Source organism: Quadrisphaera granulorum, from assembly GCF_003149145.1.
GTDB lineage: Bacteria > Actinomycetota > Actinomycetes > Actinomycetales > Quadrisphaeraceae > Quadrisphaera > Quadrisphaera granulorum.
Genome location: NZ_QGDQ01000033.1, coordinates 1 through 14,097, shown reverse-complemented (window position 1 = coordinate 14,097; position 14,097 = coordinate 1). Strand labels below are relative to the sequence as shown.

Below are 14,097 nucleotides of genomic sequence, written 5' to 3'. Positions count from 1 at the left end.
ATCAGCCCTGCTGCTGCGGGTTGGCGCGCAGCCAGGCCTGGAACTCGGCCACGTTCTGCTGGTGCTCGGCGTAGGTCGCGGCGAACTTCGTCTCACCCGTCGTGGGGTTGACGACGACGAAGAACTGCCAATCACCCGGCGTCGGGTTCAGCGCGGCGCGCATGGCGTCCTCACCGGGTGAGGCGATGGGCCCCGGCGGCAGACCCGGGTGCAGGTACGTGTTGTACGGCGACGGGTTCTGGCGGTCTTCGGGCGTCGTCGTCAGACCGGTCTTACCGGTGGCGTAGTTAACGGTGGTGTCGAACTGCAGCGGCTTGCCCGCGGTGACGCGGTTCTCGATGACCCGGGCGACCTTGGCCATGTCCTCGGCGTTGGCGCCCTCCTTCTGCACCAGGCTCGCCTCGGTCATGAGGCGGTGGCGCTCGGCGGGGTCGGCGGGGAAACCGACGTCGTTCATCGCCTTCTCGGTGCGCTGCACCATGGCCTGCAGCTGCTGGAGCGCCGAGGTCCCGGGGTCGAACGTGTACGTGGCGGGGAACAGGTAGCCCTCGACGGCACCCTGCGCGTCGGCAGGCAACCCGAGCTGGGGGTCCTTGGCGGCCGCCTCGTAATCGGAGACCGGCAGGGCTGTGGCCTCGGACAGGCGCTGGTAGATCTGGGCGGCGGTGTAGCCCTCGGGCACCTGCACCTTCCAGGAGGAGCGCGCGGCCGGATCGAGCAGCAGGGAGATCGCGGAGGCCGCGGACATCTCCTGGCGCAGCTCGTAGGTGCCGGGCTGGATCGACGCCGCCTGAGGGTTCTCCGCGGCCGCGGAGACGAACGCCCCTGGCGTCTTCACCACGCCGGCCTTCGCCAGCACCGAGCCGATCGTCCGGCCGGACGCGCCATCGGGGATCTGCACGGTCACCGAGCCGCTGCCGTCGCCGGAGTAGTCGCCGCTGTCGGTGACGCTCGCGACGATCTCCTTGAGCTGCCCACCCACCAGCACGACGGAGGCTCCGAAGAGGACGGCGCACACGGCCAGCACCACGAGGGTGATGCGCTGACGACGACGGCGACGGCCGTCACGGTCACCGCGTCCGGCTCTGCGCTGCGAAGGCCCTGGACCCCGACCCGCGCCGTCCCGGGAGGACGAGCGGGACTCCGGGGTCCCCGGCAGGTCTTCCAGCGACAAGCCAGCCATCGACGCGCCTCGCCCCTTCCCCCCGTGCCGCGGCGTCAGCCCGGCGCGGGCCCGGGGTCGACGGTCGACCCCGGCGGCCGACCCGTGGCGCGCTCCGCGTCAAGGGCCGTCTGCAGGATGAGCACTGCCGCGACCTGGTCGACCACCTCGCGGTGGCGCCGGCCCGACCGCCCGGAGGCCGTCAACGCCTGGTGGGCGCTGACGGTGCTCAACCGCTCGTCCACGAGTCGCACCGGCACCGGCACGACTCTGCCTGCCAGTTCAGCAGCGTAGTCACGCACAGCCGCCGCCGCGGGACCTTCGCGCCCCGACAGTGACACGGGCAACCCGACGATGATCTCGACGACGTCCCGTTCAGCGACCTCGGTGACAATGCGTCGCAGGTCAGAGCCCTGCGCACGGTCACGCTTGAGCGTCTCGACGGGTGTTGCGATGAAGCCGCTCGGGTCGCTCGCGGCGAGTCCGACGCGCACCGACCCGACGTCCACGCCGAGCCGGACGCCCCGTCTCACCGGCTCCTCACAGCTCTGCGACGCCTCAGGAGACGGCAGCGCCGACGGTGGAAGCCACCGCGGAGCGCACGGCGTCGAGTGCGGCGGGCAGCGCCGACGCGTCGGTGCCGCCGCCCTGCGCGACGTCGTCCTTGCCGCCCCCACCGCCACCGAGAGTGGTCGCGGCGACGCGCACGAGCGCACCGGCCTTGAGGCCCGCGGCGCGGGCCGCGGGGCTGGTGGCGATGACAACGACGGGCCGGCCCTTGGCGACCCCCCCGACGGCGACGACGGAAGCGGACTCGCCGAGGCGACCGCGGACGTCGAGCGCGAGGGTGCGCAGGTCGTCGGCGGAGGCGACCTCGCCAGCGCTCGTGGCGACGAGGCGCACCTGCGCGGCACCGGGCAGCACCTCGGCGCCCGCCGCCAGCGCACCGGCCCCGGCGAGCACCTCCTTGGCGCGGGCAGCCGCGATGGTCTTGTCGGCCTCCTTGAGCTGGTCGAGGAGGGCGGCGATGCGGTCGGGCAGCTCCTCGGAGCGCACCTTGAGCAGCCCCGTCAGCTGGCTGACCAGGGCGGACTCACGCGCCAGGTGGGCGTGCGCGTCGGGGCCGACGAGAGCCTCCACGCGGCGGGTACCGGAGCCGATGGACTGCTCCCCCAGCAGCGCGACGACGCCGAGCTGGCCGGTGCGCTGCACGTGCGTGCCACCGCACAGCTCCTTCGACCACTCGCCGATGCCCACCATGCGGACGCGGTCGCCGTACTTGTCGCCGAAGAACGCCAGGGCGCCGGCGCGGCGGGCGGAGTCCGGATCGGTGACGGTGGTGGTGACGGGCAGGTCGTCGGCGAGGAAGGTGTTGACCTCGGCCTCGACGTCGGCCAGCTGGGCCGCGGACGGCGCGGCCAGGGCCGTGTAGTCGAACCGCAGGCGGCCCGGGGCGTTCTCGGAGCCGGCCTGGCGGGTGCCGTCCGGGCCGAGGGAGTCGCGCAGGCCCTGGTGCACGAGGTGCGTCGCGGTGTGGGCACGGGCGATGGCCAAGCGGCGGGAGGCGTCGACGACGGCCTCCACCGGGTCACCGACGGCCACCTCGCCGGACACCACGGTGGCGTGGTGGACGTTGAGGCCGGGGATAGGCCGCTGGACGTCGGTGACGTCGATGACCGCGCGCACGCCCGCGGGGCCGTTCACGGTCAGGCGGCCGTGGTCGGCCAGCTGGCCGCCGCTCTCGGCGTAGAAGGGTGTCCTGTCGAGGACGAGCTCGACGTCGTCGCCGGCCAGTGCCACCGGAACACTGACGCCGTCGCGCAGCAGACCCGCCACACGGCCCTCCGCGGAGAGCACCTCGTAACCGAGGAAGTCCACATCCCGGCCCAGGTCGTCAGCGACCTGGCGGTAGCCCGCGGTGTCCGTCCGACCAGCGCGCTTGGCGCGGGCGTCCTCGCGGGCGCGGGTGCGCTGCTCGGTCATGAGACGGCGGAAGCCCTCGGCGTCCACCGAGACGCCCTGCTCGGCGGCCATCTCCAGGGTGAGGTCGATGGGGAAGCCGAAGGTGTCGTGCAGCTCGAAGGCGCGCTCTCCCGAGAGCACAGGAGCACCGCCGTTGCTTCCGGCGGACGCGGCCGCCTTCTTCGCCTGGGCCACCGCGGTGTCGAGGATCGTGGTGCCCGACACGAGGGTGCGCCGGAAGGCCTCCTCCTCGGCGTAGGCGACCGCGCTGATGCGGCTGAAGCCCTCGCGCAGCTCCGGGTAGGCCGGAGCCATGGCCTCCAGGGAGACCGGCAGCAGCTCCGGCAGCGTCGGGGCGTCCACGCCGAGCAGACGCATCGCGCGGACCGCGCGGCGCACGAGGCGACGCAGCACGTAGCCGCCGCCCTCGTTGCCGGGCGTGACGCCGTCACCGATGAGCATGAGCGAGGCGCGCACGTGGTCGGCCACCACGCGCAGCCGGACGTCGGCCTCGCGGTCGGCGCCGTAGCCAACCCCGGCCAGCTGGGCCGCGTGCCGCAGCACGGGGGCCACCTGGTCGATCTCGTACATGTTGTCGACGCCCTGCAGGAGCAGCGCGGCGCGCTCCAGCCCCATGCCGGTGTCGATGTTCTTCTTCGGCAGCTCGTGGAGGATCGGGAAGTCCTTCCCCTGCCCCTCACCGCGCTGGAACTGCATGAAGACGAGGTTCCAGATCTCCAGGTAGCGGTCTCCGGCCGGGTCGTTGGCCGGACCGCCGTCGGGCCCGTAGGCGGGGCCACGGTCGATGTAGATCTCCGAGCACGGGCCGGCCGGGCCGGGCTGGCCGGTGGACCAGTAGTTGTCCTCCATGCCCAGGCGCTGCACGCGCTCGGCCGGCAGGCCGGCGATGCGGCGCCACAGCCCGAGCGCCTCGTCGTCGTCGGTGTAGACGGTGGTCCAGATCTTGTCAGGGTCGAAGCCGTAGCCGCCCTGGTCCTGCGGGGTGGTGACGAGCTCCCACGCGTAGGAGATCGCCCCCTCCTTGAAGTAGTCGCCGAAGGAGAAGTTGCCGTTCATCTGGAAGAACGTGCCGTGGCGCGTGGTCTTGCCGACCTCGTCGATGTCGAGGGTCCGCACGCACTTCTGCACGCTGGTGGCACGCGGGTACGGCGGGGTCTGCTGACCCGTGAGGTAGGGAATGAACGGCACCATGCCGGCCACCGTGAACAGCAGCGTGGGGTCGGGGCTGATGAGCGAGGCGCTCGGCACGACGGTGTGGCCACGGGCCTCGAAGAAGTCGAGCCAGCGCCGGCGAATCTCGGCGGTCTCCACGGGTCCCCTCCTGGGGTGGTCTACGTGAGTTCGGGGAAGGAAGCAGCGGCAGCTGCTGAGGGCCGGCCCACGGGGCGAGCCGCGCAGCCGGCGGACGTCAGCCCGCGTGCAGGCCGCGCCGCGGCGCGGTGGGGTTCTCGAGCAGGTCGCGGGCGGTGGCCTCGTCGAGGGTGCCGGTGTCGACACCGAGGGCGATGCGCAGCTCCTCCTCGCGCTCGGCAGCGCCGGCGCGCACGTCGGCAGCGAACGCGCGCACCCCCTCGGACAGACCCGCCCAGCCGCCCTGCGACGTGCTCACCGAGCGCGCCGCCTGCACGGCGCCGACGGCAGCGGCCACCACGCCCAGGCCGACGAGCACGAGCTTGCCCACGCTCAGGCCCCCTGACGGGCGGCGGCGCGGCGACCCGCGCGACGACCGTTGACGGCCTGGCGGACGCCGTAGGTGAAGGCCGCGACCCGCACCACCGGCGAGCCGAGCGTGGCGGCGAACAGCGCCGTCAGCGCCGAGGCGTTAGTGGTGATCTGCGCCGCGTTCGTGGTGATGGTGTCGATCTTCTCCATCTGCTCGTTCGCCTGGCCGACCGTGGTGGTCACCTCGGCGATGAGCGGGACGGTGGAGTCGGACACGCCCTTGATGGCGGCGCGGGCCTCGTCGAGCACCTGGCCCAGCTTGAGGATGGGCCGCGCCAGCAGGGCGACCAGGACGACGAAGGCGAGGGCCGCGATGAGCCCCGCGACATCTCCGACGGACAAGGGGACTCCTGAGTTCTGGGGCGGTGACCCAACCAGCGGGGTGCCCGGCGACCCTACCGCGCAGGCGTCCGAGGCCAGGTGGCGGCGTTCGCGTGGTGCGGCGGATGAGCGCACCAGCTCAAGGAGACCCAAGAGCTGTCGATCTTCCCTTCATGGCCCGCCTCGTCCCGTCGCTGAGCGGACCGGACGTCGGGACCTGGTCCGCTGCCGCGACGCTGGGCTACCAGGCGTACACCGTCCTCGCGGTGCATGCCGTCCATCTGCTGGTGATCTGGTTGACCGGCGCACCCGCCCGCGTCGATGTGATCCTCGCGAGCGCCGGCGTCTGGGTGGTGCTGCTGGTCTGGGTGAAGACGCGCGGCACGCGCCTGCGCGACGGAGAGGTCGCCGGGCTCTGCTCGACCGGAGCCGTGATCGCCGTCGTCAACGGTCTGTTCGCCCAGCCTCCGACGCACGTGGCCTTCATCGCCGTGGGCCTCGTGGGGATGCTCCTCTCGACGTGCTCCTTCACGTCGCTGGCCGTGGCGCGAGTCGTGCTCCCCGTCGTGCTCGTAGGCCAGGTGATGCTGCAGCTGGGCACCTTCGGAACCTCGGTCACCAGCCTGGCCGTCGCCGGCTTCACCGTGGCGGCCACCCTGGGCGCCTGCCAGCTGGTGCTGTCCGCCAAGGCCGCACTGGACGAGGCGCTGGCCCGGGCGGACCAGGCGGCGCGGACGGACCCGCTGACCGGGCTGCTCAACCGCAGAGCGCTGGCGCAGGCGTTCGGTGCGGTGCGCGCCGCCGCGCCCGGGGGTCACCGGGCGGCCGTCGTGGCACTGGACCTCGACCACTTCAAACGCATCAACGACGAGCACGGCCACGACGCCGGCGACGACGTGCTCCGGCGCGTGGCCGACGTCATGCGCGCGCACACCCGCCAGGGTGACCTGCTCGTACGCCTCGGTGGGGAGGAGCTCGCCTGGGTGGGTAGCTGGGCCGACGCCGAGGAGGCCCACGCCAGCGCCGACCGTCTACGCGCTGCGGTGGCCGCCGCGCCGTCGCAGGGCATACCCGTCACCACGAGCGCGGGAGTGGCGTTCTCGACCGACGCCACACACGCGGCGCCGGACGCCGAGGCGCTCTCGCGCCTGCTGGTCCGCGCCGACGTCGCGCTCTACGAGGCCAAGCGCGCGGGACGCGACCGCGTCGTCCTCGCGGCACCTCAGCTGCCCACTGACGCCGACCCCCACCACGGAAACGACGGCACCGACGACAGAGCCAGCACCCACGACAGAGCCCCCGCCCCGCAGGTGCGGGACGGGGGCTCCGGCAAGCCCTCGGCGGCGGCCGCCGCGGGGACTGCTGAGATCGCGGGTCAGCGAGCGTAGAACTCGACGACGCGAGAGACCTCACAGGTCACGGGGATCTCCTCGCGGGTGGGGCGACGAGCCAGGCGGACCTTGAGGTCGGCCAGCTGCACCTCGAGGTAACCCGGCAGCGTCGGCAGGACGTCGCGGTGGGCGCCGGCAGCAGCCACCTGGAACGGCGTCAGCGAGGCGCTCTTGGAGTGCACCGAGATGATCTGGCCCGGGCTCACGCGGAACGACGGACGGTCGACACGGACGCCGTCGACGAGGATGTGGCGGTGCACCACGAGCTGGCGCGCCTGAGCGATGGTGCGGGCCAGGCCGGAGCGCAGCACGAGGGCGTCGAGGCGCATCTCGAGCAGCTCGACGAGCACGTCACCGGTGCGGCCCTGCGAACGGCGGGCCTCCTCGAACGTGTTGCGCAGCTGCGCCTCACGGATGCCGTACTGAGCACGCAGGAGCTGCTTCTGGCGCAGGCCCAGGGAGTACTCGGACTCCGTGCGGCGACGGGCACGGCCGTGCTCGCCCGGTGGGTAGGGGCGGACCTCGAAGTAGCGCGCCGCCTTCGGCGTGAGCGGCACCCCGAGGGCGCGGGACAGGCGGACCTGGCGACGGTTGCGGTTGGAGTGGGACACGAGCTGGTGACTCTCCTTCTCGGGGCGGGCACTCGTGGTCGGTGACCCCGCCACTCGGACCGAGCGGGACGACCAGCGAACGACGGCGGCCTCCACGCCCCGGCTGGGGCGGTGACCACGAGGCGCTCCCCCGTCATCAGACGACGGGCTCAGCACCAGCGGAGAACACTACCGCAGCTCACCGGTCAAGCCGGCACGCACAACGACCGATGCACGGAGGGTGGATCTCCTTCGGAGGTCGGCCGCACCACAGGATCGCTGGTGGTTGCCGTCGGCGCTGGGGCTGCTCATCGCGGCAGCTCACGCCGTGCTGCTCGCAGTGCAGGCCACCGGCGAGGTCCCCCTGCCGTGGGCGGCGGCGACGGCCGGTCCGCAGATCGCCTTGACCGCCACGTGCGGCGTCTGGTGGCTGTGCGCCGGCTCGTACACCATCGTGCGACGGGGAGACGTCGGGCGCGAGGCCGCCGTCATCCCGCTCGGTCACGTGGTCGCGATGGCGACGATGGGCGTGTTCAGCGCCATCCCCGGCGTGCCGTGGTGCACCGCGGTAGCCCTGGTCACCATCCCCATCGCCACGGGGATCCGCTGGAGCGCCAGCGTCGTCCGGGTGGTGCTCGCTACGGCGGCCGTCGCGTCCGTCGCTGTCTCGTTTACTGCAGTGGGCGCCCGCGCCGGGATCGGGCTGGGGATCTTTGCCGCCGCCTGCACGATGATCTCGGTGCTCACGCCGACACTCGTCATGCTGCGCCTGGAGTCGCGGCTGCGCGACGCGGCAGACACCGCCCTGCGCCAGGCGGTCACCGACCCCTTGACAGGCCTCCTCAATCGCCGCGGGCTGGAGGAGCACGCCGCGAGGGGTGACGCCTGGGGTGTCGCCGCCCTCGGCGCCCCGTTCGACTCCCGTGCCCGGGACGGGGGTGGCCACATCGGCGTCGCCGTCGTCGACGTCGACCACTTCAAGCGCGTCAACGACGAATTCGGCCATGCCGCGGGCGACGTCGTGCTGCGGGCGGTTGCCGACGTCATGCGCCAGCACGTCCGCGCGACCGACCTCCTCGTGCGTCACGGCGGCGAGGAGTTCGCGTGGGTGGGCCGCTGGCCCGACGCGGAGGCGGCCATGGCGTCGGCCGAGCGGCTACGCCAGGCCGTGAGCGAGGCGCCCATGCCGCACGGGCGCGCCGTCACGGTGAGCATCGGCGTCACCGTCAGCACGACGAGCGATCCCCCGGCCCCGGATGCCGACCCGGTCGCGGAGGTGCACCGGCTCATCGCCCGGGCCGACATCGCCCTCTACACCGCCAAGCGCACCGGCAGGAACTGCGTGGTGCTGGCGTCGGCCGCCGGGACGACCGACGACTCCAACGACTCCAACGACTCCAACGACGACGCCAGCGCCGTGGAACTCAACGCTGGCGCAGGAGCGCCCTGATCCGCTGCAGGCGGGCGCCGATGTCGCGCTCCACCCCGCGGTCGGTGGGTCGGTAGTACTCGCGGCCGGCGAGGTCGTCCGGGGCGTACTGCTGCGAGGCCACCGCGTGCGGGGCGTCGTGGGCGTACACGTAGCCCTGACCGTGGCCGATCTTCTGCGCCCCGGCGTAGTGCGCGTCGCGCAGGTGCGGCGGCACCGGACCGCCGCGGCCGGCGCGCACGTCCGCGATGGCCGCGTCGATCCCCAGGTAGGCGGCGTTGCTCTTGGGGGCGGTGGCCAGGTGCACCACGGCCTGGGCCAGCACGATCCGCGCCTCCGGCATCCCGATGAGCTGCACCGCCTGGGCTGCGGCCACCGCCGTCTGCAGGGCGCTGGGGTCGGCCATGCCGACGTCCTCGCTCGCCGAGATCACCAGCCGCCGGGCCACGAAGCGGGGGTCCTCCCCCGCCTCCAGCATGCGCGCGAGGTAGTGGAGGGCGGCGTCGACGTCGGAGCCTCGCAGGCTCTTGATGAGCGCGCTCGCGACGTCGTAGTGCTGGTCCCCGCCGCGGTCGTATCGCACCGCGGCGATGTCGACGGCCCGCTCGGCCGCCGCCAGGTCGACGCGGGCGGCGCCAGCCGCGGCGGCAGCGTCGTCGCAGTCGCCGTCGTCGTCCTCCTCGGGTTCTGAGGACGACGACGAGGACGCGCGGGCGTCCAGCGCGAGGCCGGCAGCCGCCTCCAGGGCCGTGAGGGCCCGGCGAGCGTCACCCCCGGCCAGCCGGACGAGGTGGGCCAGTGCGTCGTCGTCGAGGGCCACCTGGCCGGCCAGACCGCGCTGGTCGGAGACGGCGCGCTGGAGCAGGTCGCGGACGTCGTCGTCGGTGAGCGGCGCCAGGCGCAGCAGCAGGGAGCGGCTGAGCAGCGGTGAGACCACGGAGAAGCTGGGGTTCTCCGTGGTGGCGGCGATCAGCACCACCCAGCGCTCCTCCACGCCGGGGAGCAGGGCGTCCTGCTGGGCCTTGGTGAACCGGTGGATCTCGTCGAGGAAGAGGACGGTCCGGCGGTCGTGGAGGTCGCGGGCGGTCTTGGCGGCGTCGAGCACGCGGCGGACGTCCTTGACGCCGGCGGTGACGGCGCTGAGCTCCTCGAAGCGCCACCCGGTGCCGCGCGCGACCACGTGGGCCAGAGTCGTCTTGCCCGTGCCGGGCGGACCCCAGAGCAGCACCGAGGCCGGCCCGGCGCGGCCGTCGCCTCCCTCCACGAGGCGGCGCAGCGGCGCGCCGGGGGTGAGCAGGTGCTGCTGACCGGCGACCTCGTCGAGGGTGCGAGGGCGCATCCGGACGGCCAGCGGGGCCCGGACGGAGCGCGGTGGGGGCGCAGCCCCGTGGCGGCCGGCGCCGCTCTCGTCGTCGTCCTCCCCGAGGCCGTCGCTGAACAGGTCACTCACGGCGCCCATCCCAGCACGCCCCCCTTCCCCTCTCCGTGATCATGAGACCTCCGACCGTGATCATGGGCGTCCGCCACCTGCGAGGGTGGCGGACGCCCATGATCACGGCGGGAAGGCGCACCTGTCGTCCATGATCACGGAGAGGGTGAGGGACGAGGTGGCGCGTTCCGGACGATCCGGACGTAGCGTGAGGTGGTGACGCACACGACGTCCGTCCTTCCCACCGCACCGACCGACCTGCCCACCACGCTGGGCGCCCTGCGCAACAGCGGCCTGCCCCAGGCGCAGCCCCGCTCGGTCAAGGCCGAGCTGCGCGAGAACCTCCTGGCCCGCATGCGCGCCGGCGAGCCCCGCTTCCCCGGCGTCGTCGGCTTCGACGACACCGTGCTGCCCGAGGTGGAGCGGGCCCTGCTCGCCGGGCACGACCTCGTGCTCCTCGGGGAGCGCGGCCAGGGCAAGACCCGCCTCATCCGCTCCCTCGTGGCGCTGCTCGACGAGTGGACGCCCGTCATCGAGGGCTCCGAGCTGGGCGAGCACCCCCTGGAGCCCATCACCCCGGCCTCGGTCCGCCGGGCGCGCGAACTGGGCGACGACCTGCCGGTCACCTGGCGTCACCGCTCCGAGCGGTACGCGGAGAAGCTGGCCACGCCGGACACGTCCGTCGGTGACCTCATCGGCGACGTCGACCCGGTCCGCATCGCCGAGGGCCGCACGCTGGGCGACCCCGAGACCATCCACTTCGGCCTGGTGCCGCGCACGCACCGCGGGATCTTCGCCGTCAACGAGCTGCCCGACCTCGCCGAGCGCATCCAGGTCTCGCTGCTCAACGTGCTCGAGGAGCGTGACGTGCAGGTCCGCGGCTACACGCTGCGGCTGCCGCTCGACGTGCTCGTCGTCGCCAGCGCCAACCCCGAGGACTACACCAACCGCGGCCGCATCATCACGCCGCTCAAGGACAGGTTCGGGGCGGAGGTGCGCACGCACTACCCGCTCGACGTCGACCTCGAGGTGGAGCTCGTGGCCCAGGAGGCCCGACTCGTGGCCGACGTGCCGCGCCACCTGCTCGAGGTGGTGGCCCGGTTCACGCGGGCGGTGCGCGAGTCGCCCGCGGTCGACGCGCGCTCCGGCGTCTCGGCGCGCTTCGCCGTGGCCGCCGCCGAGACGCTGTCGGGAGCGGCGCTGCGGCGCGCAGCGCTCACGGGCGACGAACCCGTGGCGCGCGTGGGCGACACCTACGGCGTGGTGCCGACGCTGCGTGGCAAGGTCGAGTTCGAGTCCGGCGAGGAGGGCCGCGAGGAGGAGGTGCTCGTCCACCTGCTCCGCACGGCCGTGGCGGAGGTCTTCCGGGCCCGGCTCGGCGGCGCCGACCTGTCGGGCTTCACGTCGCTGGTCTCCGAGGGCGGCACGGTCTTCACGGGCGAGCTGGTGAGCAGCTCCGAGCTGCTCGCGCAGGTGGGGCGGGTCGAGGGGCTGGCGCGCGTGCTGGCACGGCTCGACCTGCCCGAGGCCCCGACCCCCGGCCAGGCCGCGTCCGGGGTGGAGATGGTGCTCGAAGGCCTGCACCTGACGCGGCGGCTGGCCAAGGACGTCGAGGCCGGCAGCGACGGCCACGGCGACCGCGCCGTCTACGGCGGCTGACGGGCTGAGCAGGACGACGACGACGGCGGCGCGGGCTGCGAGGGGGACGCGATGAGCAGGGCCTACCGGTACGGCGCGTGGGACGGCGGCGCTGACCCGCTCGCCCCTCCGTACGACGTGCGCGCGGCGGTCGACGCGATCGGACGGGATGTCATGCAGGGGCGGTCGCTGGCCGAGGCGCTGCGCGACCTCCTGCGGCGCGGACTCGAGGACGACCGAGGCCGCCGGGAAGGGCTCGACGAGCTGCGGGAACGCGTGCGGCGCCGGCGCGAGCAGCTCCGCGCCTCCGGCGACCTGGCCGGGTCGCTGCAGCAGGCGCGGGAGAAGCTCGACCAGGCGCTGACCACCGAGCGCTCGGCGCTGGACCAGAAGGCCGCCGAGGCCGCCGAGCGGCAGTCGGCCAGCGGCGAGGACGCGGGTGCCGCCGACGGCCCGGACGCCGCAGACAGCGCGGGCAGCACTGACAGCGCGGCGGCCGACGTGATGGAGGCGCAGCTGGCGCACGCCCAGCTCGACGCGCTGCCGCGGCGCACGGCAGCGGCGGTCCGTGAGCTGGCCGACTACGACTGGACCTCACCGGCGGCGAAGCAGCTGTACGAGGAGATCCTCGACGACCTTCGCCAGCAGGCGCTGCGGGCGCAGATCCCCGGGCTCGGACAGATGGGTCAGCAGGGTCAGGGCGGCGAGGGCGGCCAGGGTCAGTCCGGGCCGTCGATGGAGGGCGTCAAGGAGCTCCTCGGGGACCTCAACGCCTTGCTCGCCGCGCACGAGCGCGGTGAGGACACCACGCAGCAGTTCGCCGAGTTCATGGACAAGCACGGCGAGGCGTTCCCGGAGAACCCGCGCGACGTCGACGAGCTGCTCGACGCCCTCGCACAGCGCGCCGCCGCCATGCAGCGGCTCATGCGGTCGCTGTCGAAGGAGGAGCGCAGCCAGCTGCAGCAGCTCATGGCGCAGGCCATGGCCGACGCCGGGCTCGAGGCCGAGGTCAGCGCGCTCAACCAGCACCTGCAGGACCTGCGCCCCGGCGCCTTCATGCGGGGTCGTGGGCGGGAGTCCTTCAACGGCTCCCAGCCTCTCGGGATGGACGACGCCACGGGGGCGCTGGCCGAACTGGCGGACCTGGACGATCTCGACGACCAGCTGGCGATGGACGGGCCAGGACAGGGGCTGGACGACGTCGACGTCGAAGCTGTCGAGCGCCAGCTGGGCACCGGCGCCGCCCACCAGCTGCGCCGTCTCGCCGAGCTGGAGCGCGAGCTCAAGCGGCAGGGCTGGCTGACCGGACCGGCCAGCCAGTTGCAGCTGTCCCCCAAGGCGCTGCGCCGGCTCGGCCAGACCGCGCTACGCCGGGTCTTCGCCGACCTCGAGTCGTCTCGGAGGGGCTCGCACGACGAGCGCTCCGCCGGTGCGGCCGGTGAGGCCACGGGCACCTGGCGGGAGTGGCAGTTCGGTGACGAGCAACCGCTCGACGCCGTCGCCACGGTGCGCCGGGCCGTCATGCGCTCCGCGGCGACGCGCTCGCCGTCGTCGTCGTCCTCCTCTTTCGAGCAGAGGGGGGTGCGGTTGCTGCCGGAGGACTTCGCGGTGGCCGAGACCGAGCGGCGCTCCAGCGCGGCGGTGGCGCTGTGCGTGGACCTGTCGTGGTCGATGTACGCCGAGGACCGGTGGGCGCCGATGAAGCAGACCGCGATGGCGCTGGCGCACCTCGTGGCGACGCAGCACCCGAGCGACGCGTTCGAGATCATCGGGTTCGACAGGACGGCGCGGACGATGTCCACGGCCGAGCTGGCCGCGGTCGAGCCGGCGTGGATCCAGGGCACCAACCTGCAGCACGCGCTGGCGCTGGCGCGCCGGCACCTGTCGCGGCACCCGGACGCGCAGCCGATCGTCCTGGTGGTCACGGACGGTGAGCCGACGGCGCACCTCGACGACGACGGCGAGGCGTGGTTCGACTGGCCGACGTCGCCGGAGACGCTGCGGCGGACGATCGGCGAGGTGGACGCCATGACGCGCTCGCGCGTGGCGATCAACACGTTCCTGCTGGGCGAGGACCCGGGCCTGCGGCGCTTCGCCGACGCGATGGCGCGGCGCAACGGCGGGCGGGTGTTCGCGCCGTCGCTGGAGCGGCTCGGGGAGTTCGTGGTGTCGGACTACCTGCGCGCCAGGAACGGCGGCTCGGGCAGCCGCCGCGTCTCCTGACCTCCCGCCGTGATCATGGGCGTCCGCCACCCTCCCGCCGTGATCATGGGCGTCCGCCACCCTCACCACGCACGGACGCGGGTCTTCGGAGCCATTCCCAGCAGCTCCCCGAATGCCAGCTCCAGCTCCAACGACCGCCCCAGCACCGCCCCCTTGCGCGCCGGCAACACCCGCCACCCGAACTCCCGCTCCAACCGGTCACGGCGCGC

11 protein-coding genes are annotated in these 14,097 nt (G+C 73.5%); 4 read left to right on the top strand and 7 right to left on the bottom strand.

Annotated elements, in window-relative coordinates:
• Position 1: 1 nt before the first annotated feature.
• The 5 genes from mltG to BXY45_RS19385 form a co-directional block, all read right to left on the bottom strand.
• A complete protein-coding gene (gene mltG / locus BXY45_RS19405) occupies positions 2 to 1,183 on the bottom strand; it encodes an endolytic transglycosylase MltG (protein WP_109776180.1) in 1,182 nt (393 codons plus the stop codon).
• A 35-nt stretch (positions 1,184 to 1,218) separates the two neighbouring features.
• The gene (ruvX, locus tag BXY45_RS19400) at positions 1,219 to 1,695 is read right to left on the bottom strand and encodes a Holliday junction resolvase RuvX (protein ID WP_109776179.1); all 477 of its coding nucleotides are present in this window, start codon (positions 1,693 to 1,695) and stop codon (positions 1,219 to 1,221) included.
• A gap of 25 nt (positions 1,696 to 1,720) precedes the next feature.
• Positions 1,721 to 4,456 carry an alanine--tRNA ligase gene (gene alaS, locus BXY45_RS19395; protein ID WP_109776178.1) on the bottom strand — a complete coding sequence of 912 codons (2,736 nt, stop codon included), beginning with the start codon at positions 4,454 to 4,456 and terminating at the stop codon, positions 1,721 to 1,723.
• A gap of 97 nt (positions 4,457 to 4,553) precedes the next feature.
• Complete coding sequence (locus BXY45_RS19390) at positions 4,554 to 4,826, bottom strand: hypothetical protein (RefSeq protein WP_109776177.1); 273 nt, start codon at positions 4,824 to 4,826, stop codon at positions 4,554 to 4,556.
• A gap of 2 nt (positions 4,827 to 4,828) precedes the next feature.
• Complete coding sequence (locus BXY45_RS19385) at positions 4,829 to 5,209, bottom strand: DUF948 domain-containing protein (RefSeq protein WP_109776176.1); 381 nt, start codon at positions 5,207 to 5,209, stop codon at positions 4,829 to 4,831.
• Positions 5,210 to 5,361: 152 nt separating this feature from the next.
• Between BXY45_RS19385 and BXY45_RS19380 the strand changes: the two genes are divergently transcribed.
• Positions 5,362 to 6,576, top strand: a complete 1,215-nt coding sequence (locus BXY45_RS19380) for a GGDEF domain-containing protein (protein WP_109776175.1) — start codon at positions 5,362 to 5,364, stop codon at positions 6,574 to 6,576.
• On the opposite strand, the gene rpsD is transcribed toward BXY45_RS19380, so the two are convergent.
• Entirely contained in the window at positions 6,564 to 7,190 is a 627-nt protein-coding gene (gene rpsD, locus BXY45_RS19375) for a 30S ribosomal protein S4 (RefSeq protein ID WP_109776215.1), read from the bottom strand. The genes BXY45_RS19380 and rpsD overlap by 13 nt on opposite strands.
• Positions 7,191 to 7,455: 265 nt before the next feature.
• Here rpsD and BXY45_RS19370 point away from each other — a divergent pair, with 265 nt between their 5' ends.
• Positions 7,456 to 8,619: a GGDEF domain-containing protein gene (locus BXY45_RS19370; RefSeq protein ID WP_109776174.1), complete on the top strand. Its 1,164-nt coding sequence runs from the start codon at positions 7,456 to 7,458 to the stop codon at positions 8,617 to 8,619.
• Here the strand turns inward: BXY45_RS19370 and BXY45_RS19365 are convergent.
• Entirely contained in the window at positions 8,594 to 10,048 is a 1,455-nt protein-coding gene (locus BXY45_RS19365; RefSeq protein ID WP_245961931.1) for a replication-associated recombination protein A, read from the bottom strand. The genes BXY45_RS19370 and BXY45_RS19365 overlap by 26 nt on opposite strands.
• Before the next feature lie 195 nt (positions 10,049 to 10,243).
• Between BXY45_RS19365 and BXY45_RS19360 the strand changes: the two genes are divergently transcribed.
• Both BXY45_RS19360 and BXY45_RS19355 read left to right on the top strand, forming a co-directional pair.
• On the top strand, positions 10,244 to 11,686 hold the full coding sequence (locus tag BXY45_RS19360) for a sigma 54-interacting transcriptional regulator (protein ID WP_109776214.1): 1,443 nt from the start codon (positions 10,244 to 10,246) through the stop codon (positions 11,684 to 11,686).
• Between the two features lie 51 nt (positions 11,687 to 11,737).
• Positions 11,738 to 13,888, top strand: a complete 2,151-nt coding sequence (locus BXY45_RS19355) for a vWA domain-containing protein (protein ID WP_109776172.1) — start codon at positions 11,738 to 11,740, stop codon at positions 13,886 to 13,888.
• Positions 13,889 to 14,097: the final 209 nt, after the last annotated feature.